General features: G+C 59.6%; 18 protein-coding genes. 11 read left to right on the top strand and 7 right to left on the bottom strand.

Features of this window, described 5'->3' with window-relative positions:
- Window positions 1-151 precede the first annotated feature (151 nt).
- The 7 genes from GA0061102_RS05060 to GA0061102_RS05025 all read left to right on the top strand — a co-directional run bounded on the left by GA0061102_RS05060 (window position 152) and on the right by GA0061102_RS05025 (window position 11448).
- The gene (locus tag GA0061102_RS05060) at window positions 152-898 is read left to right on the top strand and encodes a transporter substrate-binding domain-containing protein (RefSeq protein ID WP_092844623.1); all 747 of its coding nucleotides are present in this window, start codon (window positions 152-154) and stop codon (window positions 896-898) included.
- Window positions 899-964: 66 nt separating this feature from the next.
- Complete coding sequence (locus GA0061102_RS05055) at window positions 965-2620, top strand: amino acid ABC transporter permease (RefSeq protein ID WP_092844621.1); 1656 nt, start codon at window positions 965-967, stop codon at window positions 2618-2620.
- Entirely contained in the window at window positions 2601-3317 is a 717-nt protein-coding gene (locus GA0061102_RS05050) for an SDR family oxidoreductase (protein WP_092844619.1), read from the top strand. The genes GA0061102_RS05055 and GA0061102_RS05050 overlap by 20 nt, the downstream gene beginning before the upstream one ends.
- A 16-nt stretch (window positions 3318-3333) precedes the next feature.
- Window positions 3334-6369: an aminotransferase class III-fold pyridoxal phosphate-dependent enzyme gene (locus tag GA0061102_RS05045; protein ID WP_092844617.1), complete on the top strand. Its 3036-nt coding sequence runs from the start codon at window positions 3334-3336 to the stop codon at window positions 6367-6369.
- A 122-nt stretch (window positions 6370-6491) separates the two neighbouring features.
- The gene (locus GA0061102_RS05040) at window positions 6492-8528 is read left to right on the top strand and encodes a beta-galactosidase (RefSeq protein ID WP_167667912.1); all 2037 of its coding nucleotides are present in this window, start codon (window positions 6492-6494) and stop codon (window positions 8526-8528) included.
- Between the two features lie 681 nt (window positions 8529-9209).
- Window positions 9210-10397 (top strand): formaldehyde dehydrogenase, glutathione-independent, encoded by a 1188-nt coding sequence (fdhA, locus tag GA0061102_RS05030; RefSeq protein WP_092844613.1) that lies wholly within the window; start codon window positions 9210-9212, stop codon window positions 10395-10397.
- A 502-nt stretch (window positions 10398-10899) separates the two neighbouring features.
- Entirely contained in the window at window positions 10900-11448 is a 549-nt protein-coding gene (locus tag GA0061102_RS05025) for a hypothetical protein (RefSeq protein WP_092844611.1), read from the top strand.
- A 711-nt stretch (window positions 11449-12159) separates the two neighbouring features.
- On the opposite strand, the gene GA0061102_RS05020 is transcribed toward GA0061102_RS05025, so the two are convergent.
- Window positions 12160-13425 carry a glycoside hydrolase family 5 protein gene (locus GA0061102_RS05020; protein WP_092844609.1) on the bottom strand — a complete coding sequence of 422 codons (1266 nt, stop codon included), beginning with the start codon at window positions 13423-13425 and terminating at the stop codon, window positions 12160-12162.
- Window positions 13426-13548: 123 nt separating this feature from the next.
- Window positions 13549-14814, bottom strand: a complete 1266-nt coding sequence (locus GA0061102_RS05015) for a YbfB/YjiJ family MFS transporter (protein WP_092844607.1) — start codon at window positions 14812-14814, stop codon at window positions 13549-13551.
- A 104-nt stretch (window positions 14815-14918) separates the two neighbouring features.
- Between GA0061102_RS05015 and GA0061102_RS05010 the strand changes: the two genes are divergently transcribed.
- Window positions 14919-15806: a LysR family transcriptional regulator gene (locus GA0061102_RS05010; protein WP_092844606.1), complete on the top strand. Its 888-nt coding sequence runs from the start codon at window positions 14919-14921 to the stop codon at window positions 15804-15806.
- Here the strand turns inward: GA0061102_RS05010 and GA0061102_RS05005 are convergent.
- The 5 genes from GA0061102_RS05005 to GA0061102_RS04985 all read right to left on the bottom strand — a co-directional run bounded on the left by GA0061102_RS05005 (window position 15790) and on the right by GA0061102_RS04985 (window position 22777).
- Entirely contained in the window at window positions 15790-17520 is a 1731-nt protein-coding gene (locus GA0061102_RS05005) for a M14 family metallopeptidase (RefSeq protein WP_092844604.1), read from the bottom strand. The two genes, GA0061102_RS05010 and GA0061102_RS05005, sit on opposite strands and share 17 nt — an antisense overlap.
- A 6-nt stretch (window positions 17521-17526) precedes the next feature.
- A complete protein-coding gene (locus GA0061102_RS05000; RefSeq protein WP_092844602.1) occupies window positions 17527-18375 on the bottom strand; it encodes an ABC transporter permease in 849 nt (282 codons plus the stop codon).
- A 6-nt stretch (window positions 18376-18381) separates the two neighbouring features.
- On the bottom strand, window positions 18382-19305 hold the full coding sequence (locus GA0061102_RS04995; protein WP_092844600.1) for an ABC transporter permease: 924 nt from the start codon (window positions 19303-19305) through the stop codon (window positions 18382-18384).
- 64 nt (window positions 19306-19369) lie between these two features.
- The gene (locus tag GA0061102_RS04990) at window positions 19370-20896 is read right to left on the bottom strand and encodes an ABC transporter substrate-binding protein (RefSeq protein WP_245297930.1); all 1527 of its coding nucleotides are present in this window, start codon (window positions 20894-20896) and stop codon (window positions 19370-19372) included.
- A gap of 54 nt (window positions 20897-20950) precedes the next feature.
- Window positions 20951-22777, bottom strand: a complete 1827-nt coding sequence (locus tag GA0061102_RS04985; RefSeq protein WP_167667903.1) for an ABC transporter ATP-binding protein — start codon at window positions 22775-22777, stop codon at window positions 20951-20953.
- Window positions 22778-23301: 524 nt separating this feature from the next.
- Between GA0061102_RS04985 and GA0061102_RS04975 the strand changes: the two genes are divergently transcribed.
- From GA0061102_RS04975 to GA0061102_RS04965, 3 genes are all read left to right on the top strand, one after another.
- Window positions 23302-23997 (top strand): GntR family transcriptional regulator, encoded by a 696-nt coding sequence (locus tag GA0061102_RS04975; protein ID WP_092844592.1) that lies wholly within the window; start codon window positions 23302-23304, stop codon window positions 23995-23997.
- Window positions 23998-24225: 228 nt separating this feature from the next.
- A complete protein-coding gene (locus GA0061102_RS04970; protein WP_092844590.1) occupies window positions 24226-25449 on the top strand; it encodes an MFS transporter in 1224 nt (407 codons plus the stop codon).
- A gap of 119 nt (window positions 25450-25568) precedes the next feature.
- Window positions 25569-26771 carry an MFS transporter gene (locus GA0061102_RS04965; protein ID WP_092844587.1) on the top strand — a complete coding sequence of 401 codons (1203 nt, stop codon included), beginning with the start codon at window positions 25569-25571 and terminating at the stop codon, window positions 26769-26771.
- Window positions 26772-26879 lie beyond the last annotated feature (108 nt).

Here is a 26879-nt window from a genome sequence, read left to right as displayed (position 1 = left end):
GTTTATATTGATATTGAAAACGTTTATATTCCTTGTTAGGAAGTCGGAGTGAGAAACGAAGATCGGACTGGTAGCACCGGGGAGTTGGGATCTTCATTAGGGGTTTGTCGCGCCCTGCCTGGATGGCTGTGCCGACGTTGAGGAGGAAGAAATGAAGAAATTTGTCGTGACGCTTGCGTTTGCCATGCTGGCCGCGGGCGCTGCTCAGGCCGCCGATCTCGGCGGCAAGCTGCTCAAGGTCGGCTCGGATACAACTTCGCCGCCGATGGAGAGCATCGATCCGGCGAGCGGCCAGATCGTCGGTTTCGACCTTGATGTCGTCAACGCCATCTGCACCAAGATCCATTGCCAGGCCGAGTTCGTGACGACGGGCTGGGATGGCATCTTCGCTGCGCTCGATCAGGGCAATTTCGATCTCGTGGCCTCTGGCGTGTCGATTACCGACGAGCGCAAGAAGGCCATGGATTTCTCCGATCCCTGTATCGTCAACAGCCAGGTCATCCTGACGCGCGCAGAAGATCAGGGTATGACGCTCGAGCAGTTCAAGGCGCAGGGGCGCAAGCTTTCGGCGCAGGCCAATACGACCGATGCCCAGGTAGCAGAGGGTCTCGTCGGCAAGGAAAACGTTGGTGCCTACGACACGTTCAGCGCGGCGATCATCGCGCTCAAGAATAAGGATGTCGACGGCGTCGTCATCAACGGTGCGAATGCCGCAGCCTATGAGCGCGAATTTGCCGGCCAGCTGGTAGCGGCCATCAAGGGACTGCAATCCGATCCGATCGGTCTCGTCTTCCGTAAGGGCGACGCGAATGCTGCTGCCTTCAATGAAGGCCTGCAGGAGATCAAGAAGGACGGCACGCTGGACAAGCTCATCGCCAAATATTGGGGCCTCAAGTAAGTTTTTGCCGGGAGCGCGCCGCCGCGCTCCCGGCACCATCTGCTCGATCTGGCGCTGGAGGCCGGAATGTTGTTCATCAAAAGCGTGCGGCCCAGCAACCTGATCATTCTCGCGGCGCTGCCTTTCATCGTTTATCTGTTCGCATCCTCGCCGGACTATCAGCGTTCGCTGCAGGCCATCCTCGGCGTGGAGCCCGGATCTTCGGCTTTCGTGCCGGGATTCCTACTGCTTTCCGCCGCGTTCGGATCCGGTATTGCCGTCCTTTTCCTGTCGCGGGCGAAAGTTGCGCGGCCGCGCCTGACCATCACCGTGACGCTTCTTGGCCTCATCGCGACCGCTGCGATCCTTGCAGGCGATATGGTCCATCCCTTCATTGCCTCGGTGGTCGCCAACAGCGTCGATCCCTTCAAGTCCGACTTAGTGGTAAAGGGCGTGACGCCTCGTCAGCTGACGCCGACGGCCGATGTGATGGTGCGACAAGTGGAGGCCTGGATCTGGCCGGCCTATGCCGTGCTGCTCGTGGGCGGCCTCAGCCTGCTTGCCGTTGGCAATCGTGCCTCGGTTCCGGCTGAAAGCGCAGTGCGCCGGGCAGGTGCGTGGCTCCTTGGCGTGATCAACGGTGCCGGCCTCGCCTTTGTTTTCCTGATTGCCTATATCGCTTTCGCGTCCGGTCTTGCCACCACGATCCGCGCCGCCATTGCGGCCTATCTTCTGGCGGCAGTCCTCGGCCTGCTCTGGGTCGGTCTGCAGAAGCTGCGCTATACGCGCTCAAGCCTGATCCTCTTTGTTGCGATGACGTTTGGTCTTGCTGCTCTTTCCACCTGGTTCCTGCTGCAGCCGCGTGACAACTACGTTCTGGCAGGTACGCTTGGCGGCAAGATCGGCATCGTCACCAACACGCCATCGGGGCTGACCAGCGCAGTGCGCTTCGGCCAGTATGAGGGTGCGCCAAAGACGGAAACACCGCTCAGGACCTTCGTCGCTCCTCCGCAGGCCATCGAGGCTGTCGGCAAGAAACAGGATGTCAGCGGTGCCTTGCTGCCCGAAGCATCGGTTCCGTCCGACTGGCCGGTTATCTGGCGTACGCGGGCGTTGAACGATCGCGACCGCGCCGCCGGAATAACCTTTTCGGTCGTTGCCATCGTGATCGGCCTCCTGACCCTTGGCGGTTTTCTCCATCGTCGCCATCCGTTGTCGATCGGTTCGGAATTCATTGTCGATACGATCCGCGGCATTCCGATGCTGGTCATCGTTCTCTATGTCGGCCTTCCGTTGAGCGGTGCCTTGAAGGATGCGACGCAGGGCGTGTTCGATCCTCCGAACCTGATGCGCGGCATCGTGGCGATGGCACTGGCCTACTCGGCCTATCTCGCCGAAATTTTCCGTTCCGGCATCAACGCCATTCCTGTCGGCCAGATCGAGGCTGCAGCAAGCATCGGGCTCAACCGCTGGCAGACTGCCCGGTTGATTATCATCCCGCAGGCATTCCGCATCATCATTCCGCCGCTCGGCAACGAACTTATCGCCATTCTGAAAGACACGTCGCTTCTGTCGATCCTGTCGATCCGCGACATCACGCAGCGCATGCGCGAGTTCCAGTCGGCAAGCTTCCTGCCCTTTGCGCCCTATAACTCCGCAGCGGTTCTCTACATCCTGCTGACGCTTGCTGCCGCAAGCTTCGTGAGCCTTATCGAGAAGAAATATGACGTCAAGCACCGCTAACAGTTCTCCACGGCCGCAGGAACTGGGTGCGGTTCTGGTGACCGGCGCCTCTCGCGGTCTCGGCAAGGCGCTTGCGGAGCTCTATGCCGGTGACGGCTGGCGCGTGCTGGCTTGCGCACGCCAGCAGCTGCCGGGAGCGGCCGCTTCGATGCTGCCCTATCCTCTCGACGTCAGCGATGCGGTATCGATCGAAACTTTGGGAAAGATACTCGAAGGCACCGCGATCGACATCGTGATCAACAACGCGGCGGTTCGCGGCGATACTGGCGGGCTGATGTCGCTGCGGGCGGATGACTTCATGGAGGTCATGCGGATCAACGCGTTGGCGCCGCTGCTGGTCGCGCAGGCCCTCAAGCCAAATCTCCTCGCGGGACGGCGCAAGCTGTTGGTCAACATCAGCAGCCGCGCCGGCTCGCTTGCGGAGGGGACACTGGATGACGACGACGGCGATTATGCTTACCGCTGTTCGAAGGCCGCGTTGAACATGGCGACGGTAAAGCTCGCGCAGGACTTTCAGCGTGAGGGCATTGCCGTGATTTCACTGCATCCGGGTTGGATCCGCACCGACATGGGCGGTCCGGATGCAGTCGTCGACATCGCGCAAAGTGCGCAGGGTCTGAAAGGCCTGATCGACACGGCGACGATGGCCGACAGCGGCAGTTTCCGGGCCTATGACGGCCGGACTGTATCCTGGTAAGAGAAAGGGTGGGGCAATGACCGACGCGAACGGAAAACATGGCGGCGAGATCGAAATGATCGGCGCGCTTCTCCGCGACAGCTATGGCATTTCGGGCAAGATCACCGCACTGCCCGGCGAGCACGACCTCAACTATTGCATCGAGGCGGAGGATGGAGCGCGCTTTCTGCTCAAGCTGCATGCCCCCGCCGAGGCGGAGGACCTCGAGATGCAAATTGCCGTGCTCGATCATCTCGCTCGCGCTGCTCCGCAGCTTCCGATCTCGCGCCCGCTGGCGGATAGAAGCGGTGCAACGGCGATCGCTGCAGAACTGCGTGGTAAGCGTACCGCTCGTCTATTGACATGGCTGACTGGCAGCGTCTGGGCGAAATCGCCGACACGCGGCAGGCAAAGCGTTGTTACGCTCGGCCGCTTGCTTGGTGAGATGGATCGCAGCCTCGAAAGCTTCAGCCACCCGGGCGCCAAACGCTCTTATGCATGGGATATCGGCCGCGCCGGCATGCATCTGGAAAATCTCATCTTCATCAGCGATGCAGACAAGCGGGAGGTTGTCGGGACTATCCTCGAGCGCTTCGCCAACGAGGTGCTGCCACGGCTGCAGCGATGCCCGCGTCAGGTCATCCATAACGACGCCAATGACTACAACGTCCTGCTCGACGAGACCGGTGCCGCTAGCGGCCTGCTCGATTTCGGCGATATGGTCGAGACTTGGCGGGTCATCGAAATCGCGGTTGCCGGCGCCTATGCGCTGATCGGTACGGAAGATCCGGTGGATACAATCGCGCGGCTTGCAGGCGCGTATCATTCGGTCAATCCCATCAGCGAAATCGAAGCTGAGCTGATCTTCGATCTCACCTGTACGCGCTATGCCGTCAGCATCTGCATGGCGGCAAAGCAGATCCGCGACAATCCGGAGAACACTTACCTTCTGGTGAGCCAGGAGGATGTCTGGCGCGAGCTGCAGCGCCTGTGGCGGGAAAACCGCTCGCTGGCGATTGCCCGCATCCGCGATGCCTGCGGCTTCGATCCGATTCCGCATGGCACCCGCATCGAGCGCTGGCTGGAACGAAACGCTCATCACTTTGCCAGGATCTTCAAGCCGTCGATTGTGAGGCCGAAGGTCTTGGCGCTCGATTTGACCGCGGCGGGACCGGATGCTTACACCTGGGCGTCACTCGATGCCACTGGCGCGGCTCGCTTGATCGAAGAGCGTGCCGAACAGGCTGGAGCCGATTTTGCGATCGGTCTCTATGGAGAGGATCGCAACATCTACAAAAGCGATGCCTATCAGACGCCGACGGCTGGTCAGCGCCGGACCATTCATCTTGGCATTGATCTCTTCGGGCGGGCGCAGCAGCCGGTGCATGCGCCTTTCGCCGGGACGGCTACTTTCATTTACGATGATGCAGTCGAGTTCGGCTTTGGCCCTACGGTGCTGCTCGAACATCGCACGAATGATGGGGATGTCTTCTGGACCCTCTATGGCCATCTTTCGCGTGAGAGCATCATCGAGCTTTCAGTGGGGCAGGAGATCGGCAAGGGCGAGGCTTTCTGTACCCTCGGCGAGGCTTCGGAAAACGGCAACTGGTCCCCGCATCTGCATTTCCAGATCGTCACGGATCATCTCGGTCTCGGTGCGCAGATGCATGGCGTCGGCGTGCGCGACCAATGGCAGGTGTGGCGGGCCATCAGCCCCGATCCGAGCGTGGTCTTCGGTTTCTCTAAGCCTGCCTCGGTCGTCGTCGCGAGGGACAAGGATTTTCTGGTGCGAGAGCGTCATCGTCGCATTGGCCGTTCGCTCAGCATCGCCTATTCCGCGACGCCGCTCAAAATCGTCGGCGGTGAGGGAGCCTATCTGATCGATGAGGAAGGCACCCGCTGGCTCGACATGGTCAACAATGTCTGCCACGTCGGCCATTGCCATCCCCGCGTGGTGAAGGCGGCACAGGCGCAGATCGGCAAGCTCAATACCAATTCGCGCTATCTGCATGACTCGCTGGTGGAATATTCGCGCCGTCTGGCAAGCCTTTTTCCCGATCCGCTCAATGTCTGCTTCTTCGTCAATTCCGGCAGCGAAGCGAACGATCTCGCGATCCGGCTGGCGCGCGCCTATACCCGTAACCACGATATCATCACGGTCGATCATGCCTATCATGGGCATCTGTCGAGCCTGATCGATGTCAGCCCCTATAAGTTTGACGGTAAGGGCGGAGAAGGGCGTCCGCGGCATGTTCGCGTCGCCGAGATGCCCGATCTTTATCGTGGCCGATTCCGCTATGGCGATGCGGATGCCGGCCGCAAATATGCGGAGGACGTGCGCAACCAGGTCGCGGCTTTGGCCGTGGAAGGTCGGCGGCCGGCTCTCTTCTTCAGCGAGGGTATCCTCGGCACCGGTGGGCAACTGACCCTTCCCGACAACTATCTGAAGGACGCCTATACCCATGTTCGGGCGGCTGGTGGCCTTTGCTTGGCCGACGAAGTGCAAGTCGGTTTCGGCCGTGTAGGTCGCCATATGTGGGCGCACGAGTTGCAGGGCGTGGTGCCTGACATCGTCACCATGGGCAAGCCGATCGGCAATGGTCATCCGATGGCCGCTGTGGTGACGACGGAAGCCATCGCAGCCTCGTTCGCCAACGGCATGGAGTATTTCAACACCTTCGGCGGCAATCCTGTTTCGGCTGAGATCGGTCTTGCCGTTCTCGATGTCATCCGCGACGAGCGACTGATGCACCATTGCCGTGTCGTCGGCGACCGATTGATGGACGGTGTGCGCGCGCTCGCCGCGCGCCACGAGATCATCGGCGATGTGCGCGGCCACGGCCTGTTCAACGGCGTCGAGCTCGTCCGTGATCGCGAAACGCTGGAGCCCGCAGCCGCCGAGCTGGACTTCGTGATCGCGGAGATGAAGCGCAAGCATCGCGTCCTGCTCAGCAGCGAAGGCCCGCACCATAACGTGCTGAAGGTGAAGCCGCCGGCACCGTTCAGCACCGAAGATTGCGATCGGTTCCTGGGGGCGCTGGACGAGACCTTGTCCCGCCTGCCGGCGCGCTAAGCTTCAGCCCCACAATAGAGATCAAGCCGCGAAAGCTTCGGCGGCGATATAAACGTTTAAATTTCGACTGCGACAAGGGTAATGCCCGACGTTCGGCGACTTGAATGATGAAGGACAAGACAGTGCACAAGCCGCTCGCCAGACAGAACAATTTCGATGCAAGCCGGCAGGAGGCCGGCATGCTGGAGCTTGGTGTCTGCTACTATCCGGAGCAATGGCCACGGGCGAAATGGGAAGAGGACGCCGCTCGCATGGTGGAACTCGGGCTCGCCTGGGTACGCATCGGCGAGTTCGCCTGGTCGCGCATCGAGCCGCAATCCGGCGTCTTCCATTGGGAATGGTTCGACGAGGCGGTCGATGTCCTCGGCAAGGCGGGATTGAAGGTGATCATCGGCACGCCGACGGCCGCGCCTCCGAAGTGGCTGGTGGATCGCTATCCCGATATCCTCCCCGTCGATGCGCGTGGCGTCGTGCGCAAATTCGGTGCACGCCGGCACTATTGCTTTTCGAGCCAGCGCTACCGCCTGGAGGCTGCCCGCATCACCGAGGCGGTCACGCAGCGCTATGGGGCGCATCCCTTCGTCCACGCCTGGCAGACGGACAACGAGTACGGCGATCACGACACGATTCACAGCTATTCGAGGGCGGCCCTTCACGCTTTCCGCGAATGGCTTGCCGAACGATATGGCACCGTGGAAGAGCTGAACCGCGCTTGGGGCACCACATTCTGGAGCATGCATTACAACAGCTTCGACGAGGTGGATCTGCCCAACAATCTGGTCGAGGAGCCGACCCCGACGCATCTCGTCGATTACTTCCGCTTCTCCTCGGATCAGGTGCAGAGCTTCAACAAGGCGCAGGTCGACATCATTCGCCGCCATTCGCCTGGCCGGCCGGTGACGCATAATTTCATGTCGCAGAATACCGACTTTGATCACTACAAGGTCGGCGAAGACATCGATATCGCCTCGTGGGACGTCTATCCCATGGGCGGGCTTATCAATGGCCGGCTGAGTGCCGAGGAAAAGCAGCGCTATCTGCGGGTCGGCGACCCCGATCAGCCTGCTTTCAACCACGATCTTTATCGTGCAGTCGGCCGTGGTCGCGTTTGGGTGATGGAGCAGCAGCCGGGACCGGTGAACTGGGCTTCGCACAATCAGTCGCCGGCAGATGGCATGGTGCGGCTCTGGACATGGCTCGCCTATGCGCACGGCGTCGACATGGTGTCATATTTCCGCTGGCGGCAGGCGCCGTTTGCGCAGGAGCAATTCCATGCCGGCCTTCTTCTGCCCAACAGCGAAGAGGATCAGGGCTTCAAGGAAGTGGCGCAGGTCATTGCGGAGATGAAGCGGCTGCCGAAGGGCGAAAAGCGCGGCAAGGCTTCCGTCGCGCTGTTGCTCGATTATGACTCACGTTTCGCAACTCGTGCCCTGCCGCAGGGGCGTGACTATGCCGCCTCCGCCATTGCGCTTGACTGGTATTCCGCTATCTCGCGCCTCGGTGTCGATGTCGATTTCATCGGGCAACATTGCGATCTCGATGGATACAGACTGGTGGTGGCGCCGGATCTCGTCATCCCCGATGCGGACTTTATTGCCCGGCTCAAGGCATCGGACGTGAAGGTTCTGTTCGGTCCCCGCAGCGGTAGCAAGACGCGCGACATGCATATTCCGGGCGATTTGCCGCCGGGCGTGCTTGGCGATCTTCTCGACTTCCGGGTTACGCGTGTCGAATCCCTGCCGGCGTTTCAGGCTGAGACCGTGCTCTATGGCAATACCAGCCATCAGACGACCAGATGGCGGGAAACGATCCGGACGACGGAAACAGTGCTGGCAACGTTCCAAGGAGACTATCGCCCCGATTCACCGGCTCTGATCGGCAATGAAAAGGCGCGCTACTGCGCAACGCTTCCGCGCGACGAATTCCTGCTGAAGCTGATGGGCGACACGCTCGCCTGGGCGAATGTCGGCAGCCTGCCTGATCTCGGCGATCTGCGTCTTTCGCGACGCGGCAAGCTGCATTTCGCCTTCAACTACGGCAGTGCCACCGCGAGCGCACCTGCCGCAGCTGATGCGACCTTCCTCGTCGGCGGCAGAAGTGTTGCGCCGGCCGACGTGGCGATCTGGATTCAGTCGACCCAGGATGCGGCGATCAAGTAATTGATTGCGCGATGATCTAGGCAAGTTGCCGTCGCATCGGCAACTTGCCTCCGGGAGAGGGCTTGCCGGAAAACGGTTCTGATCTTCGACGCAGGCGATGCAGCGAGCGTCGTCTTGCCTGTCAATTCTTCGGTGCCGCCGTCCTGCGCGGATATTATGAACTGAACCTGCATTTGCTCTGACCGCGATCGGAGACGAAAGCGCACCATGTCGTCTTGCAGGGTACCGATGTCGTTTTCCCGTGCGCGCCATACCCCTAGGCGTGATCTTCTAGCAGTGGTCAAGGTGCCATCGAGATGTCCTCGATGGATAGTCGGGAAACACGCCGCAGGTCGGCGCTGTCCCGTATATGGTATCGGACTAAGTGTCTCGAACACAGTGCTGGCCGACGGGCCGGAAGCCGTCGAGACAGTGCCATTGGGCAAGTTCGCAGTCGGACATCAGCCTTGACGACAGGCCTGACTGATCGCGGTGAGTGATCTGGGGGCGAATGGAAAGCTCCGTTCACCTCTTGCTTCTCGTCCGGTCGGTTATACCTATTCCGGACAGGGGTGTCGCTAAAATCGCGGCATCCGTGCCCGTTTTGCTGCTGTTCAGCCCGTTGAGGAGCGGGCCGATCTGAAGGCGCTTGCGAGCGATCGCTAGTAACGACGATCAGCGTTAAACCAAGGAGGAGATGGCATGACTGGGAACAGAGGCGTTGTCTATTTGCGGCCCGGCAAGGTTGAGGTTCGCGATATCGACGACCCGAAACTGGAAGCACCGGACGGCCGGCGCATTGAGCATGGCGTGATCCTGAAGGTGATCTCCACGAACATCTGCGGATCCGATCAGCACATGGTGCGCGGACGCACGACGGCCATGCCGGGCCTGGTGCTCGGGCATGAGATTACCGGACAGGTCATCGAAAAAGGTCTTGATGTCGAGATGCTCGACATCGGCGATATTGTTTCGGTTCCTTTCAATGTGGCTTGCGGCCGCTGCCGTTGCTGCAAATCGCAGGATACGGGCGTCTGCCTGACGGTTAACCCGTCACGCGCTGGCGGTGCCTACGGCTATGTCGACATGGGCGGCTGGATTGGCGGTCAGGCGCGCTATGTCATGGTGCCCTATGCGGACTTCAACCTGCTGAAATTCCCGGATCGCGATAAGGCGATGGCGAAGATCCGCGATCTCACCATGCTGTCCGACATCCTGCCGACCGGTTTCCACGGTGCCGTTCGCGCCGGCGTCGGCGTGGGGTCGACGGTCTATGTTGCAGGGGCAGGCCCCGTCGGTCTGGCCGCGGCTGCTTCCGCCCGCATCCTGGGTGCTGCCGTCGTCATGATTGGCGACTTCAACAAGGACCGCCTTGCGCACGCGGCCAAGGTTGGTTTCGAGCCGATCGATCTCTCCAAGAGCGATCGCCTCGGCGAGATGATTGCCGAAGTCGTCGGCACCAATGAAGTGGACAGCGCAATCGATGCTGTCGGCTTCGAAGCCCGAGGTCATTCCGGTGGCGAACAGCCGGCTATCGTGCTCAATCAGATGATGGAGATCACGCGTGCGGCGGGCTCGATCGGCATTCCCGGTCTTTACGTTACCGAAGATCCGGGTGCGGTCGATACTGCCGCGAAGCATGGCAGCCTGTCGCTACGCTTCGGCCTCGGCTGGGCGAAGGCGCAGTCTTTCCATACTGGCCAGACACCGGTGATCAAATACAACAGGCAACTCATGCAGGCGATCCTGCATGACAGGTTGCCGATTGCCGATATCGTCAATGCCAAGATCATCTCGCTCGAAGACGCCGCACAGGGCTATGAGAGCTTCGACCAGGGTGCGGCGACGAAGTTTGTTCTCGATCCGCATGGAGAACTGAACGCTGCATGAGCGGGCAGAAGCCGCGCATGAACCTTTACTAACAGAAATGAGCTTGGCGCTGGGAACGCGGAGAGATCCTCCGGTTCCCAGCGTTGTTTTGAGCAACTGCTGCGAGTTTGCCGGACAACGAAATGCCGGCAACATATCGGCAATGCAGCTCATATCGCCCTATCCTCGCAAGGGGCGACGTAGATGAAGGAGTGCTGTTGCACTGCAGCATCCGCTAGTCACGCGCTCTATTTCAGCTAAAGGCGGCTGGATATTCCCATCCAGGCATTAGCAAGAGCCGATCAACATGAGTGCTCGGCCCCGCAAGATTAGTATTTCATCAAGACCGGAAGTTGGAAATTGCAGAGACGCTGAAGCGCATCTACTAACGATGATGACAGATAATGTTGCCATTATACACATATCTTATACATATATGTCGTTATCCATGTGGAACAGCTCGGTTATCGCTTCCGAACAAACGGCCGCCTGGACGAAACGCTAACCTGAAGAGAAACGGACAATGGCAAACTTTCTGGAGAAATGGTCTTCGAAAAAGGCTGAAAAGCCCAAGGCTGGAGCGCGGAATGTAGTCGATACCTTTCGAGCGAGAGTAGCGGAGCAGAAAGCATATCTGGAAGAGTATGAGAAGGACGTCGCCGGCTTCAAGAAGTGGCGTTCCACCTGGTTCCAGCGCGTCCCCGGCGGTTTCGGCGTCACGGTTGGTCGCGACTCGGTCAATGCCGGTGCCGGGCTGAGCTATATCGTCGTCGAATCCGTCAAGGAAGTGGCAGAGTTTCTCGAGGATCTGGCCTTTCACGCGGAGAAGGATGCGGGCTTTCAGCAGGCGCTCGAGCAGAACCGTAGGCGTCGTGTCGCGTTGCTGAAAGCAGCCAAGTCGGGTGACGATACGGCCGCTTCCAAGGCAAAGGCAAAACCGGCTGCGGCGAAGCCAGCTGCAAGCAAATCCTCCCCGAAGGTCACTAAGGCGAAGGCTGCTCCTGCAGCAATTGCCGAGGCAGAGAAGCCGAAGCGGGGCCGCAAGCCAAAGGCTGAAGCCGCCGCCGGGTAAGAATAAAGCCCGCCTCGTGCGGGCTTTATCTATTCCAGCAGGCCTCAACTATTTCATCGGCGTCCACGGCGCTCAGCTAGATTGCTGGGCGCCGTTCTTTTGAGGTCGTTACTTAAACCACCAGAGCATGCCGTCCGAAGACATCGGTCATAATGTTCATATGCGCGACGCATAAAATCGAACGATCCTACCAACATGGTTATGAGCTCGCTTGGGATATCGGGATGCATCAGTTGATCGCGATGTTCATCAGCACGGACTACCCGTCGAGTTCTCAATGCAGGGATGAACGAATAGAGTTTACGCAGATATAGTCCGGCACGAAGAGCAGGCTAGATAAGGCGGATGTTTCCGAGATGATAGCGCAGAGAACGAACGTCGTTATCACGGACTTCCGTCAATATACCGCACTCCCATTTGCACGATGCAAGTTGCCAGACTGCTGCTGGCAATAAGTTAAGCATCAACCTTGCGAGTTCCCCCGCAGCTATTGCGTCGCTATCGTTGCGGAACATTTCATCGACTAACAGCAGGTTCGGCAAGAAAGGGATGCCAGTTTGATGATCGAGAGACTGCGGCCGCCGCTTAGAGCATGATGCCTATCGGTGGCAGGTGCTGTGGGCTTAGGCCAAAAGGCCATCGGTCTGAAAATGATACTGAGCTCCGTGCAATGGGTCGTTTCGAGAAGCTCCGAGTGTATCACGCGGGTATCTAGTTCGGAGCGCCTGATACACGGGAGGCTCCGAGCAAGGCGTCAATAACACCCTGATGGTGGATATTTCTGTCGAAGCGGCTGTCTCTTGCCAGCTGCATCAATCCCGCGAAAACGTCTTTCGCCGAAGGCTTTTTTCCTTCTCCGTGGAGATAGGCGGTCAGGCGACGATAATTTGCGTTTTCCTTGATTTCGAGGGGATTGCCCCGGCCGATCTTCTTCAGCGGCCACCACGACCAGCCGATGCCGTTCTTTTCCTGCAGCGCGACGGCGCGGATATACCAGTCATTGGTATTCTCACCGGATTCGCCGTTCCAAAGCGGCATGTCGTATTGCTCGCGCAGCTTCAGGAAAGGCTCGATGGATTCCTGCGTCGTTGGCGTCCAGTATTTGTGGAAGCTCAGCGCCGTATTGCTGTCCGCGATCGGCAGCACGCCGGCGTAATTGTTGCCCCAGCAATTGCCTTCGATAATCAGCATGTGATTTTTGTCGATAGCGCGGATCGCTCTTATGGTGCGTTCGTAGAGATCGTGTAGCGGCGCGTTGCCGGTTTCACGGCAGCCGCCTTTATCGTGGCTGTCCTGAAAGCCCCAATTCGGCTCGTTGAGGAGGTCGTAACCGGCAATGGTCGGCTCGTCCTTGTAGCGTCGGGCGATCTCGCTCCACAGCGCGATCATCGCCGCCTGGTTCACATGGCTATCCCAGAGCGAAGGGCTGTTCGGATTGCGATCTGAAATGGCGATATCGTGCCCCTGGCCACCGGGCGCTGCATGCAGGTCGAGGATCAGATACATGCCGTTGGCTTTCAGCCAGCCAACGAGCGCATCGACGCGCCGGAAACCTTCCTCGTTCCAGACCATACGGCCATTCGTCTTGTGGCCGGGCATCGTCTTGATGAACAGGTTCCAGTGCATCGGCAGGCGAACGCTATTGAAGCCCCATTTGGCCATCGCATCGATATCGGCCTTCGTCACGGCATTGTCGCGCCAGGAGCGATAGAACTGCTCGGTCTTCTTCCTGCCGATGATCTCGGAAATGCGATGGCGAATGATATGCTGCGCTTTCAAGTTGGACAGGCCCATCATATAGCCTTCCTGAACCATCCAGCCTCCAAGGCCGAGGCCGCGCAAGATCAGCGGATTACCTTTGGTATCGACGATTTGCTTGTGGTCGGCCCGTACAAATCCTTGTGCCTGCACCGGTGACGCGATCGACACCAGGCAGATGGCAAACAGGCCGGCTAGAGAAAGCAGAAATTGCTTCATGAATCTTCAGTCGCGCGAAACTTTGGCACCAAGTGGGCACGATATGACGCGAGGAGTAAAATCGCGCGCCGGCGACGCTCCGCAGATTCTTCCAAGTGGCTTATCCACGCTTGGTGCTTCGCTTCAGTTCGTGGTGACGGAGCCGGATTTTGTTGCATCCTGGTTATCGTCTTGTTGCTGCGGCGTGCGGAAGAACACCGCAGCCGTGAGGTCGATTGCCAGTGCCAGGATCATAGCGGCCGTCCCGATGAAAAAAAGCATCTGGTAGTTTCCGCCGGTTCGGCCGAAGATGAAGGAGAACCCGTAGGCAGCAGCAGCCTGAAATAATGCAAAGAAGACCGTCGCTATGCCCCAGGCGGCTTTCTGCTGTGCCGGATGGTGCGGCAGCAATTCTGCGATCCTACCGAGCATCAGGGGCACGGTTCCGGTCACGAAGGCGCCGACCACAAGGCTCGAGGCGATGAGCCATGACTGCCCAAGGCCGAAGGCGGGAATGGCAACGGCAACTGCTTCAAGCAGAAAGGCAAATCGCATTGCCGCGCCAAAGCCGGTGCGATCCGCGAGATGGCCGGCGAGGATCGGCCCGACTGTCGCGCCGATCCCGAACAGAACCCAATATTCAGCGCCCACCTGCAGGCCCTTTCCCAATCCGCGGGCGACGAAGTCGACGAGAAAGATCATGTGAGGCACCCAGCCGGCAGCGTTCAATGCATATTCGATATAGAGGGCACGTAGCGTCCCCCGGGCGGGCACTTGGGCGTGATGTTGGATTGGTGCGGGCGATGCCGCGCCGTCCCGCGGCCATCCGGTCCATGCTATAGCGGTCAGCAGTAGCGAGAGCGCGACGAGGCCGAGCCATGTCTCGCGCAGGCCTTGTTGCAAGAGCAACGGCACCAGCGTTCCCGATAGCGCGACACCCGCGCCTATGCCCATGAAGATCACGCCGCCGGCAAGGCCTCTGCGGGAAGGCGCGACGAGCGGTAGCACGGTCGGCGCTGCCAACACCATCAAAGCGCCGCCGGCAAAACCAGCTGCGAAGCGCCATGCGAAAAACCAGGCGAAGTCGATGGGGAAAGCACAAGCAAAGAAAGCCGCCGTTGCCGCAAGCATCATGATCCGCAGCATGGAGACAATAGAAATACGAGCTGCCATCGGGCGTCCGAGCAATGCGCCCGCCAGATAGCCGGAAAGGTTCGCGGCGCCGAGATAGGCTGCAGCGGACTGGTCGAACCAATGCGCATCGACGATCGCCGGCAAAAGCGGCGTATAGGTGAAACGCGCCAGCCCAATGCCGATGAGGCTGGCGCAAAATGCCGATAAGACGGCCCGCCAGGCGGTTTTTGCTGTCGAATGACTGCGATCGATTTCGGGAGCGGCAATCCTAGTCATGTGAACTCTCTTAGCTATCACTGCTTGAGATAATACGTCGCTGGATATATCATTAAAATTGATTTATTATGAGAATAGTTATCTCAAATGGAGATAGGTTAAGCATGGACATATCGGATCTTAGGGTCTTCGAGGCAGTATCCCGGCACGGCAGCATGAACAGGGCAGCCCAGGAGCTGCATACGGTTCAATCGAATGTGACGGCGCGCATCCGGACATTGGAAGAGGAGCTGGGCGTCAGCCTGTTTCAACGGCACGCCCGCGGCGTGTCGACCACGCCTGCCGGGCAGCGCATCCTGCCATTCGTCGGACGCATTACCAAGCTTCTCGCAGATGCGCGCAATGCCGCCCAGGACGATGGCTCGCCGAGTGGAGCGCTGCTTCTTGGCAGCCTGGAGACGACAACCGCCTTGCGACTATCTCCGCTACTCAGCCATTTTGCCATGACTTATCCGGAAGTTCGCCTTGTTGTCACCACTGGCACGACGCGCCGGCTTCTTGACGAAGTACTGGAGTGCAAGCTTGAGGGTGCCTTCGTAGCGGGGCCGGTCAGCCATCCGGAGTTGGAGCACGAGGTAGTATTTCAGGAGGAACTCGTTCTCGTTACCTCCCGCTCCGTCCGCTCAATGGATGATCTGGTAGAGATCACCGACCTCAGGACCATCGTTTTCCAGATCGGCTGTTCCTATCGCCAGCGACTGGAAGCGCTTTTAGCGGAGATGGGCATCGTCACCGCAAAGCCTTTAGAGTTCGGCTCACTGGACGCCATCATAAGCTGCGTGTCGGCAGGCGTCGGCATCGCCCTTCTTCCGAAGGGCATCGTGGCCTCCGCATGGCAGGAGGGCAGGGTCGCGGTTCACGAGCTCCCGCCGGAACGATCGCTCGTGGATACGCTGTTCGTGCGTCGCTCGGACGCTTACACATCGAGCGCGATGACCGCATTTCTCGATATGGTGCGATTGAAATCCGTTCCGCTCAGCTCGAAGCCATGATGTCCTGCCAGGCACTATATGCCGAGAGGACCGTTTCCATCTGCGCAGTGTGACCGGCGACAAATTCGGCGCCGTAAATTGTCTCGTCCGGATATTCGGTGATCAGCGTCACCGGCACCGTGTGGCGATCGTCGGTATCTGCAAGGCACGGGAAGCCGTTGATGATGCGGAAGCCTGTTTCGCCGGCATGTGTTTCGTAGAGCGCGATCTGTCTATTGTTGTAGTCCAGCAGCCCCTGAATAGCGCCGAGATGCTTGGTAACTCTCTCCAGAAGCTGTTCTGCCTGCACCGCCCAGCCGGGATGAAAGCGGGCGATCAGGAAAAAGCCTTTCGGCAATGTCCACATGGCGAAGTTGCGCGGCACGTAGCCGGAAAGCGGGCGGGTCCACTCATGCGCCGGATAGCCATGCAGGTTGACATGCAGCTGCGCACCACTCAGCTTTTCCGCCTGAAAGCGGATTTTCTTCTCGTAGAGATACGGACCGGCATTGTCCTCGGTGCGATATTCGAGGTCGTCGCCGAGCGCGGTGTAACGCGCGGCATGATACATGTGGCGCGGGTTGTCCTTGCGCAGACGCTGGTGCAGCGCATAGCCGTCGGGATTTTCCAGCGGCGAGATGGTGAAATGTGCGCCTTCGATCGCGGCGAGCCGTTGCGCGGCGCGCAGCGCACCGACACCGCCGGTCGTCTCATTGGCGTGTTGCCCGCCACTGATCATCACGGCCGCATCGCGGCCCTTGATATAACGCGCCCTGACCGCGCGTCCGGAGCGTGCGACAGCTTCAAACGCGTTGCCGCCGACCTTGTCGAGTTCGGTGCCGATCTGCTGCACGGCCAGAGGCTCTGTAGCCGTCTCGATCTGCTGTTGCGCGCAGTCCCAGTAGCCCGCGGTCAACGGCCGCGTTTCGACTTTGGCGGAGATTTCGCCGAGGGATTGCAGGATCTGCGGGACGATCTGCCCCGGCTTCAGGCCACGGTCGCCAAGCGGTCGGCCGGATTTCTTCTGGAAAAACTCGAGCAGCGAAAAATAGAAGTCCTCGTGCAGCGCTTCCCGAAGGCTCATGACTTCGTCGCCGACAGGCAAGGCCTCGTCGGCCGCCGGTAGTGCAACGCGAATATTGAGCTCCTCGAAATAGGGCTCGGTTGCACCCCAGTCGAACTGCGTAATCGCAGCGATGGTCTCTTCGAAAAGCTGTTCGTAGTCCGTGATCAGCCGTTCGCCAGTCGCGTTGCCGTCCCGCACCAGCCAGCCGGTTGGGGAAACGCTCGTTTCACCGGCCACGTCGATATGGACGCGATTGGGTACCAATACTTTGCCCCTGCGCTCGCCGCCCGAATTGCTCTTCAACAGAACGTCATAATGGAAATCGCTGTCGGCTCTCGCGACGAAGGTGATATCGCGATTTCCGACCATCGCCGCAAGCGGATAGGCTTCCAGCCGGAAGCGGTTGGCGGGCGCGTTCGCATGTACGGGATAGTGGATCTCGATTGCTTCCACGTCCTGCAGATCGATTTCCTCGAGAAACGCATGGACGAGGGGCTTATAAGCGCTACGGATGCGCGCTTGCACGCCTTTCTTGGCAAGTTCGAGTTCCGCGTCGCGACGGCTCTGCCGGTCGTCGAAGGTCCACGCCTCGAACTCCTGGCCGGCCTTGGCATCCGCGACGAGCCGCGAAAGCGTCCGCTCGAAACTTCTTTCGAAAATCATGGTCATGATGTCTTACCTTGTCGCTCTGCCAGTTGGGTCGAGGCTGTCGCGTAGCCAGTCACCCAGGAGATTGAGGCCGAGCACGGTGAGAAGGATGGCAAGGCCCGGGAAAAGGCTGACCCACCAGGCCGTCTGCAGATAGGTGCGTCCATCGGCCAGCATGCCGCCCCAGCTCGGGATCGTGGGATCGACGCCGAGCCCGAGGAAGGTGAGGCTGCTTTCGAGGAGGATATTGTTGGCGATGTTCAGCGTCATCAACACGATCACCGGTCCCAGAAGGTTTGGCAGCAGATGCTGGAAGATGATGCGCCAGTCTTTCACGCCGATGGCGCGCGCAGAGAGGATGAATTCCCGTTCGCGCAGGGTCAGCACCGATCCGCGGACGAGACGGGCATATTGCACCCACTGCGACACGATCAGCAGGATGATGGTGTTGGTGAGGCTGCCGCCGACGATGGCGATGAAGGTGATCGCCAGCAGAATGAAGGGCATGGCAAGCTGAATATCCGCAAAGCGCATCAGGATCATGTCCCAGATGCCGCGATAGTAGCCGGCGGCAAGACCCACCAGTACGCCGAGAACGACGCCACCGATGACTGAGGTAAGGCCGACCAGCAGCGATATTCTGCCACCGGCGACGACGCGGGCAAGAACATCACGCCCGAGCGGATCCGTTCCGAACGGATGAGCGAGGCTGGCAAAGGGTCTTGCAAGCCGGGCCATCAGATCGATCTTCTCGGCTCCACCCGGAAAGATGATGTCCGAGAATATGGCTGCAAGGCAGATGACGACGGTAAGCAACGCTCCGACGATGAATTCAAAGCTGTGGAAGCGCGAACGGCTTGATGTCGTGGCGGCCATGGGCGGTTACTCCGTGCGGATACGGGGATCGACGAGCCCGTAGGCGATATCGACCAGCAGATTGACGCCGACGATGAACAGGGCCAGCACAGTGATGACACCCTGCAGCAACGGATAGTCGCGGGCGGCAACGGCGTCGAAGGCCAGGGTTCCAAGACCCGGCCAATTGAAGACCCGCTCAATGACGACAATGCCGCCGAGCAGTCCGCCGAACTGGATGCCGAAATAGGTAATCAGCGGAATCGCGCAGTTGCGCAGGGCATGCTTGTAGAGCACCTTGCTCTCGCTGAGGCCTTTGGCGCGCGCGACCATGATATATTGCGACTGCAGCGTTTCCAGCATGGCGGTGCGCACCAGTCGCACATTCGTCGCCGTCAGGATGACGCCCATGGTCAAGGCAGGCATGACATAGCTCGCAACCCCGACCATGCCGCTTGGCGGCAGCCAGCCAAGCGTGATCGAAAAGAACAGCACCATCATCAGCGCCAGCCAGAAATTCGGGAAAGAAAGCCCAAGCAGCGAGAGAACGCGGATGATCTGGTCAGCGGTCTTGCCACGCGCCGTCGCGGCCTTGATGCCGAGCGGAATGGAAAGCACGATCGATATTGCCATTGCGATGAAGGCAAGCAGCAGGGTGGCGGGCAGGGCATCGGCGATCAACCGCGAAACAGGCGTGCCGCCGGTGAAGCTACGCCCGAGATCCAGCGTCAGCAGACCCTTCAGGAAGGTCATATACTGGACGATGAACGGCTGGTCCGTGCCGAGTGCTGCGCGGATGCGCGCCAGATCGTCTTCCGTTATGCTGCCACCGCCCTGAAACATCATCACGGCGGGATCGCCAGTGAGGCGAATGGCGAAGGAGACGAGAAGTGTGATGGCGATGACGACGAAAATCGCCTGCAACAATCGCTTGATGAGAAAACCGGCCACGTTCTTTTTCCGAAGTTTCCAGAATGGACGCCGCCGGTGATACCGGCGGCGTTACGCTTGACGATTACTCGACCGTGACTTCGTTCAGCTTGATGCGGGTGTCCGGCGCAGGCACGAAGCCCTTGACCCGCTTGCTGATGCCGTAGATCGCGTTGGAATTATAGAGCGGCAGCTCCAGCGCCTTGTCGGCGACATACTTGCCGATGTCCCGGAGGATCTTCTCCCGTTCGGCGCGATCGGTGAGCGGGCGCTGGGATTCCAGAAGCTTGTCCAGCGTCGCATCCTTTTCGTAAGGATTCCATTTTTCGCCGGAGTGGTACATCGCATAGGCGGTATTGTCGAAATCGAAGGTCCAGCCGCCCCACTTCTCCTGGAACATCGCGCCGGTCTTGCCTTGCGGGATGATGTCGTTGAGCATGACGTTGGTTTCATAGGGCTTCAGAGTGGCGGTGAGGCCGACCATCTGCAGGTAGCTTGCGACGACCTGAGCCACCTCGTTCATGGTTGCGTCATTGCCGCGAATGTCAATCTGGATGGTCGCGCCTGGCTTAACGCCGGCTTCGGCAAGCAGCTTCTTGGCACCTGCCGGATCATAGGGAAGCGGCTTCAGCGAGGGATCGTAGCCGAAGGACAATGCACTCTGGAAGCTGGTGATTTCTGCGCCCTGGCCGACGAGGATCGACTTGACGATCGTCGTACGGTCGACGGCCATGATGATCGCCTTGCGCACGCGCGGATCAGCGGTAATGCCGTCGCGGGTATTGAAGCGCAGCGCGTCGACCGTCGGGCCGGGAACGCTGGCGACCTCCAGCTTGGAATCACCCTGGATGACCGGGAGCATGCCGATCGGGATGATCGGGGGAATGACGAGATCAACGCGGCCGGCCTGAAGCTCGGCGACGGCGGTCGCGGGCTCGCTGATGAAGCGATATTCGAGTTCGGAGAGCTTCGGCGATCCACCCCAGTAGTCGGGATTGGCCGCGAGCTTGATATTCACTTTCGGCGAATAGGAGACGAACTTGAACGCGCCGGTGCCGACCGGGTTGAGATTGAAATAGTCCTCGCCCTTTTCCTTGATGTACTTCGGCGGGACGATCATGGCGCCGTAGCCGGCAAGCTTCGTCAAGAGGACCGGATCGGGCGTCTTCAGCTTCATGTCGACCGTGTAGTCGTCGATGACGTCGACGCTTTCGATCGACGTGTAGTTCGAGCGCTGCGGGCCCTTGGCGCCTTGTTCGCCGAGCAGGCGATCGAAGGTGAACTTTACCGCCTCGGCATTGAAGGGCTCGCCGTCATGGAACTTGACATTGTGGCGCAGCTTGAAGCGGATGCGCTTGCCCTGATCGAGCTCTTCCCAGGATTCGGCAAGGCCCGGCACCAGCTTGAGGTCGGGACCGCGATAGGTCAGTCCATCGAAAATGTTGGTCGAAACTGCCGCCCAGGCCACGAGAAACGTGTCGATCGGATCCCAGCTGCCGGGATCCTGTGGCGAGGCGACGGTCATCTTGCCGGCGGCAAGAGCGGGGGCGGCGTTGACGGTGACGCCCGACAAGGCGAGCACCGCAAGAGCGGTTCTCAGTCCCCATTTCATTTTTTTCATCGAACCTGTTTCCTCTTCAGATCGTTGCAAAAAGATAGCAGTCGTTCAGGCGCTTTTGGCGATGAAATGACCCGCACCGATTTCCTCGCGAGTAAGAATGGGCGGCTCATCGCCGACACGGCGAACGGGATTTGGAATTTCGCCTTCGATCAGCGCGGTCTTACGCTCGACAGTGGGGTCGGCGACGGGCACGGCGGAAAGCAGGCGGCGGGTATAATCATGCATCGGCGTCTCAAAGACCTGCCGGCGGCTGCCCATTTCCATGATCTGTCCGAGATAGAGCACGGCGACCCGATGGCTTATCTTTTCCACCACCGCCATGTCATGGCTGATGAAGAGATAGGCAAGTCCGCGTTCGGCCTGCAGATCCATGAACAGGTTGATGATTTGCGCCTGGATCGACACGTCGAGCGCCGACAGCGCTTCATCCGCGATGATGAGCTTGGGGTCGGAGGCAAGCGCGCGGGCGATGCAGACGCGCTGGCGCTGGCCGCCGGAGAATTCGTGCGGATAACGCTCGGCATGGGCCGATGTCAGGCCGACGCGCTCCAGAAGCTCGTCCACGCGGCGGCGAACTTCCTTTGATCCGGAAATGATGCCATGCGTGTTGATGGGCTCGGCAATCGAAAAGCCGACCGTTTTGCGTGGATCGAGCGAAGCGAAAGGATCTTGGAAAATATACTGCACGTCCCGGCGCATGCGGAAACGCTCCGCCGCCGACATCGCGGCAAAGTTCTTGCCGTCGAAGGAAATCTCGCCCGCCCGCGCCTTTTGCAATTGCTGGATGGTGCGGCCGATCGTCGACTTGCCGGAGCCGGATTCTCCGACCAGAGCGAGGGTTTCGCCCGGATGAATGTCGAAACCGACCTTCTGGACGGCATTGCAGCGGTGCGTGACCTGGCCGAATATGTTCTTTTTTATGTCGAAGCGCACGAAGAGGTCGCGTACCGACAATAGCGGCGGTTGATCGTAGCGAGCGGTGTTCTGAATCCGCTCCTCGCCGACGATCTTCGGTTCGCCGCCCTCGAGAACGATGAGGGGCGAACGTTTGGGAAAGTCCTCGCCGGCCATGCTGCCGAGCTTCGGGACAGCTGCGAGTAAGGCGCGGGTATAGGGATGCTTCGGATTGGCGAATATCTCGCGAACCGGCCCTTCCTCGACCTTTTTTCCCTTCCACATGACAACCACGTCGTCGGCCATTTCGGCGACGACACCCATGTCATGGGTGATGAAGATCATGCCCATGCCGAGATCCTTCTGCAGCTCCCGCATGATGTTCAGGATCTGCGCCTGGATGGTGACGTCGAGCGCCGTCGTCGGCTCATCGGCGATCAGCAGCTTGGGACGGCAGGCCAGCGCCATGGCGATCATGACGCGCTGGCGCATGCCGCCCGAGAGCTGATGCGGATAGCGCTTCAGCAGCGCTTCGGCATCGGGCAGCCGCACCATTTCGAGAAGGCGGCACGCTTCGGCCAGCGCGGCGGATTTGCCGATATCTTCATGCAGCAGAAGGACTTCGCAGATCTGGTCGCCGATCGTGAAGACCGGATTGAGCGAGGTCATCGGCTCCTGGAAGATCATGGCGATCTCCTTGCCGCGGATGGATCGGATTTCCTTCTGCGAAACCTTGAGAAGGTCTTTGCCGCTGAAAGTGATGCTGCCGGTCTCGAGACGGGCGCCCATCATGTCGGCAAGCCGCATGATCGAAAGCGACGTCACCGATTTTCCCGAGCCGGATTCGCCGACGACAGCGAGTGTCCGGCCGGGTGCCAGGGAAAAGGAAAGGCCTTCCACGACCCGATTTTCACCGAACCGTACCGTCAAATCCGAGACTGACAGAAGCGGCTTGTTCGTGTCCGTCGCCATTGTCATATACTCACCTCGGTATTGGGTGGGTTGCTCCTGAAGCTTCCGGAATTCTGCGGATTGATAGGCGCGATCTGCAATTCCATTCTCACTCTATCCCAGACGGCAACGATATCGTTCTTTGACGTGAACGCGCTGGAGTTCTCTCCGAGATCGCCACTTGGATTGGACAATGGCATGTTGCCACCCGCAACCATTTTGATTCTGGAAAGCCAAGCGACTTTTTCCTCCAAAGCAGGCGCCTCACGATCGTCTATATCCGCGTTCCCACCATATTTGTTAGGGCATGAGATAGCATCAAGCAACAATCTGGTCTACATTGTTGAACAATTTTCGTGATGTGCGCGGAAAATTGGACGGAAGTCGCGCCAGATCGTCCAACGGACCGGTGTCGTCGAAGATGTGAATTAATAGTCGTGGTCAGGAATCCGATTGCTTGCGAGCCGTCGCAGCGATGCATAGCCTGGCGGAAAGCGCAGGGCGTGGACAGGCACCTGCAGCTGATCTGCCCTCGGGCGCCAGGAGAGCAAATGAAGCAGACAAATCTCGCGAGCATCGAGCCGACATCGGGTACGGCGGAAGCCGGACAGACGGTTACGGAATTGACTGCGGCGCGGATCCGCGAATGGGTGATCAGCGGAACGCTGTCGCCGGGCAGCCACCTTTCCGAAGCGGCCTTGTGCGAGGAGTTGCAGGTTTCACGCAATACGCTGCGCGAGGTTTTTCGGCTGCTGACCAAGGAAGGCGTGCTGCGCCACGAGGCCAACCGCGGCGTGTTTGTCACCACACCGAGCATGTCGACCATTATGGACATCTTCCATATTCGCCGGCTGATAGAGTGCTCGGCGCTTGCCGGCGCCCATCATCGTCATCCGAGCGTCAGCAAAATGCGGGCGGCGGTGGACGCCGCGGTCCGGTATCGTGACCTCGGAGAATGGCTCAACGTCGGCAGCGCAGATATTGCCTTTCATACCGCTATCGTCGAGCTGGCTGACAGCCCGCGGCTCTCGGCATTCTACGCGCAAATCTCGCTCGAGCTGCGCCTGGTGTTCGGTCTGATACGCGATCCCGAGTACCTCCATGCCCCCTATGTGGGGCAGAACGCCACGATCCTGTCCCATCTTGAGGAGGGGGCAACGGCGAGCGCAGCCGAAGCGCTGGAGAAATATCTTTATCAAGCCGAACGGTTCATCCTGGCCGCCTATTCCAGAGCGATTCCCAGCTGAAGGCGCAGCCGAGATATTCATTGTGGAAATCATAGCCGGATAGGTTGTGTCTCCAAGCAAACATTTGCGTCACACGCGGCTTTGGCGGCAGGATCCCTGCTATCCGGGGCGAAATCGTGATTCCATCCGCCTAGACAGGCTGATCTTGGCTGTCGTCGATCAGGGCGACCATGCACGTCGAACCGGAATACGTTAAATAGGCAACCGGCTACTACGGATTGAGATGGAATGGACGCGCAATCCCTGAAAGGCTCGAGCAGGACCACGGCAATTCAGCAGGTATGGGCTTCACCGCTCTATCGCGGTGCGACGCTTGCTCTGTTTCTCTCGGGGCTGGGAACCTCGGCTTCGCTGCCGCAGATCGTCGTTTTCCTGGTGAAGGAGCTTGGGACATCGATGCCTGTGGCCGGGCTTTATTATCTGACGGGCCTGACTGCGCCGGTTGCCGGCTATCTGGTCGGCCGCTACTCCGACCGAACAGGCAAACGCCTCAGCCTGTTCCGACTATGTGCGATGGCCGGCTTTCTCGGATGGATGGGCTTTGCACTTTCGAATGCAGCCTGGATGCCGTTCGTTATCGGCGCCGTCGTCCTGGCGTTCTCCGGCTCCGCCACATCGCAGCTTTTCACGGCCATTCATGACGATCTGAAGAGAAACCCGGCGGGCGCGAACGAAAGCGTGGTCGCACTCATCCGGATGGCGTTGACGGCAGGCTGGATCGTCGGCCCGTTTATCGGCGCGTGGCTGGCGGCAGAAACGGGTCTGCGCACCATGTTCTGGGCAACGGCCATCTGTTTCGTCGCGCAAATCGTGCCGCTGGGAACCTTAAGCGTCTCGTCGAGCCCTAAGCCAAAAACAACGCATGCGATCAATACAGCCGGCTCGCTCAGCTGGTCAGTTATGGCGCCGCTTCTAGCCTTCACCGGCCTCTATGTGCTCGTCTATGCCGGCGAGCCCATCAAATACGGCTTCCTTTTGCTTTACATGGAGGAGAACCTCGGGATCGATCCTGGCGTGCGCGGTGCGGTCATCGGAACGCAGCCGCTGATCGAGCTTATTCTGATGCCGTTCAGCGTCATGCTGGCCCGACGGATCGGCACGCTCTGGCTGATGTGCATCGCGGCGGCATTCGGCGTCGTCGCCAATTTGTGTTTTGCTGCATGGCCAAGCGCCGTCGGCATGTTTGCCGGGCAGACGCTGATGGGCGGCGTCTGGGGGCTTTACATGGTGCTGGGGCTGATCGTTGCCCAGCGTCTTCTTCCCAATGCCGTCGCAACCGCCTCCGCCATCTTCATGAGCTCTTCTGCGCTGGCCATGGCGCTTGGCGGCGGTGTCGGCGGCATCGGTGTCGCATACCTTGGCCTTCCGAATGTTTTCTACCTGCCCGCGGCGTTCTCGCTGGTGGCCGTTGTCGGCTTGGCGATCATGGCGCGCCGCGGCGTCATCCGGTAGCGCGCCGCCTCTTCATGGTGCTGCCATTATTTTGCTTCGGTAGGTTTCGGACAATCCCAAACCTGTTAAAAGCCCTGTGCCCAGCTACCGGGTGATTTGCCAGACCCTCGACATCACAGATGACCCGCCTCCTTCCTGACGTTTTCCGCGACCCGACGATCCGGGTGAGCATGCTTGCCATTTTTGCCTTCGGCTTTGCCGGAGCGGCGACCTCTCCCTATCAGTCCGTCGTGGGTATCCGCGAGCTTGGTCTGAGCAATGGATTATATTCGGCGCTAATCTTTTGTGCGGCTGCGGTGAATGTCGTCGTCAGCATTCTCCTCGGAAATCTGGCGGATAGGATCGGCGAATATCGCACGATGATGCTGACCGTCGCCATCTTCGGCGCTCTGGGCTATGGCGCAGTCTATATCGTGCCGGCGCAGGCGACCTTCGTTCTCAGCGCATTGTTCCTCCTCCCGATTTACGGCTCCCTCAATTCGCTGCTCTTTGCCAATGTCAGGGTTGCGACGAGGGGGATGGAGCGCAATGATGTCGCGACTGTCAATTCGGGCGTCCGGGCGATGATTTCGCTCTCCTGGGTCCTCGTCCCGGGAATTACCGGAGCATTGCTTGTAAACTCCGAGAGCATGTTGCCCGCTTATCTTTTTGCAGGCCTAGCCTGTGCCGCCTGCTTCGGATTGATTGCCGTCTTCCTTCCGCGCCAGAACGGCACCGATGCAGCGGCAACGCGCCATCTCTCCTATCTTGCGGCACTTGGGCAGGTCATCTCGCCGCCCGTATTCGTGCGTGTGATTGCAGTGGCGTTGATCAGCAGCACGCTTCACGTCAATGGCGCTATCCTGCCTCTCGTCGTCACCGGCGCGGCGCATGGAACCGTCGCCGACATCGGGGTTCTCGTCGGGATCGTCGCGCTTCTCGAAGTCATCTTCATCGTCGTATGGGGACGCGCCCAGCGGATCATGAGCCACGTCACTGCGCTCGCGGTCGGCACGGTGATCTATGTGATTTATCTGCTGCTGCTCGGCCTGGCATCGGCGCCGTGGCATATGTATGCCCTGACGCTGGTCAGCGGCATCGGGGCGGCGGCTCTTATCAGTATTCCGATCACATACCTGCAGGACCTGATTGCCGAGCGCCCTGGGCTCGGCAGCGCCTTGATTTCGGTCAATATTTTCTTGAGCGCCGGCCTGAGCGCGCTCCTTTTTGCGCTTGGAACGGCCGTGAGCAGCTATTCTGGAACAGCAATTATCGGCGCTTTCGCCGGACTGTCGGGGCTCGCCATGCTGCTCTACTGCGACGGCGTGAGACGGCGCCGATAGGGATATCACGAGCCTTTTCCGACGATTCGCTGCGGACCTGAACATCCGTTGACGAACGGATGGTATTCAGCTAGTTGTAAAGTCATCTGATGACTTGATGAAATTCAA

Source organism: Martinezella miluonensis (assembly GCF_900094545.1).
GTDB lineage: Bacteria > Pseudomonadota > Alphaproteobacteria > Rhizobiales > Rhizobiaceae > Rhizobium > Rhizobium miluonense.
Note: the sequence above shows the minus strand (reverse complement) of the source record. Positions and strands in the feature narration are given on the sequence as shown.

What these genes read in the sequence shown, in the direction of transcription:
- GA0061102_RS05045 (WP_092844617.1), top strand. Translation starts at nt 3,334, where the DNA reads ATGACCGACGCGAACGGAAAACATGGCGGCGAGATCGAAATGATCGGC.
- GA0061102_RS05025 (WP_092844611.1), top strand. Translation starts at nt 10,900, where the DNA reads ATGGCAAACTTTCTGGAGAAATGGTCTTCGAAAAAGGCTGAAAAGCCC.
- GA0061102_RS05010 (WP_092844606.1), top strand. Translation starts at nt 14,919, where the DNA reads ATGGACATATCGGATCTTAGGGTCTTCGAGGCAGTATCCCGGCACGGC.
- GA0061102_RS04970 (WP_092844590.1), top strand. Translation starts at nt 24,226, where the DNA reads ATGGACGCGCAATCCCTGAAAGGCTCGAGCAGGACCACGGCAATTCAG.
- GA0061102_RS05020 (WP_092844609.1), bottom strand. Translation starts at nt 13,425, where the DNA reads ATGAAGCAATTTCTGCTTTCTCTAGCCGGCCTGTTTGCCATCTGCCTG.
- GA0061102_RS05050 (WP_092844619.1), top strand. Translation starts at nt 2,601, where the DNA reads ATGACGTCAAGCACCGCTAACAGTTCTCCACGGCCGCAGGAACTGGGT.
- GA0061102_RS04990 (WP_245297930.1), bottom strand. Translation starts at nt 20,896, where the DNA reads ATGAAATGGGGACTGAGAACCGCTCTTGCGGTGCTCGCCTTGTCGGGC.
- GA0061102_RS05015 (WP_092844607.1), bottom strand. Translation starts at nt 14,814, where the DNA reads ATGACTAGGATTGCCGCTCCCGAAATCGATCGCAGTCATTCGACAGCA.
- GA0061102_RS04985 (WP_167667903.1), bottom strand. Translation starts at nt 22,777, where the DNA reads ATGACAATGGCGACGGACACGAACAAGCCGCTTCTGTCAGTCTCGGAT.
- GA0061102_RS05055 (WP_092844621.1), top strand. Translation starts at nt 965, where the DNA reads ATGTTGTTCATCAAAAGCGTGCGGCCCAGCAACCTGATCATTCTCGCG.
- fdhA (WP_092844613.1), top strand. Translation starts at nt 9,210, where the DNA reads ATGACTGGGAACAGAGGCGTTGTCTATTTGCGGCCCGGCAAGGTTGAG.
- GA0061102_RS05000 (WP_092844602.1), bottom strand. Translation starts at nt 18,375, where the DNA reads ATGGCCGCCACGACATCAAGCCGTTCGCGCTTCCACAGCTTTGAATTC.
- GA0061102_RS04965 (WP_092844587.1), top strand. Translation starts at nt 25,569, where the DNA reads ATGACCCGCCTCCTTCCTGACGTTTTCCGCGACCCGACGATCCGGGTG.
- GA0061102_RS05005 (WP_092844604.1), bottom strand. Translation starts at nt 17,520, where the DNA reads ATGACCATGATTTTCGAAAGAAGTTTCGAGCGGACGCTTTCGCGGCTC.
- GA0061102_RS04975 (WP_092844592.1), top strand. Translation starts at nt 23,302, where the DNA reads ATGAAGCAGACAAATCTCGCGAGCATCGAGCCGACATCGGGTACGGCG.
- GA0061102_RS05060 (WP_092844623.1), top strand. Translation starts at nt 152, where the DNA reads ATGAAGAAATTTGTCGTGACGCTTGCGTTTGCCATGCTGGCCGCGGGC.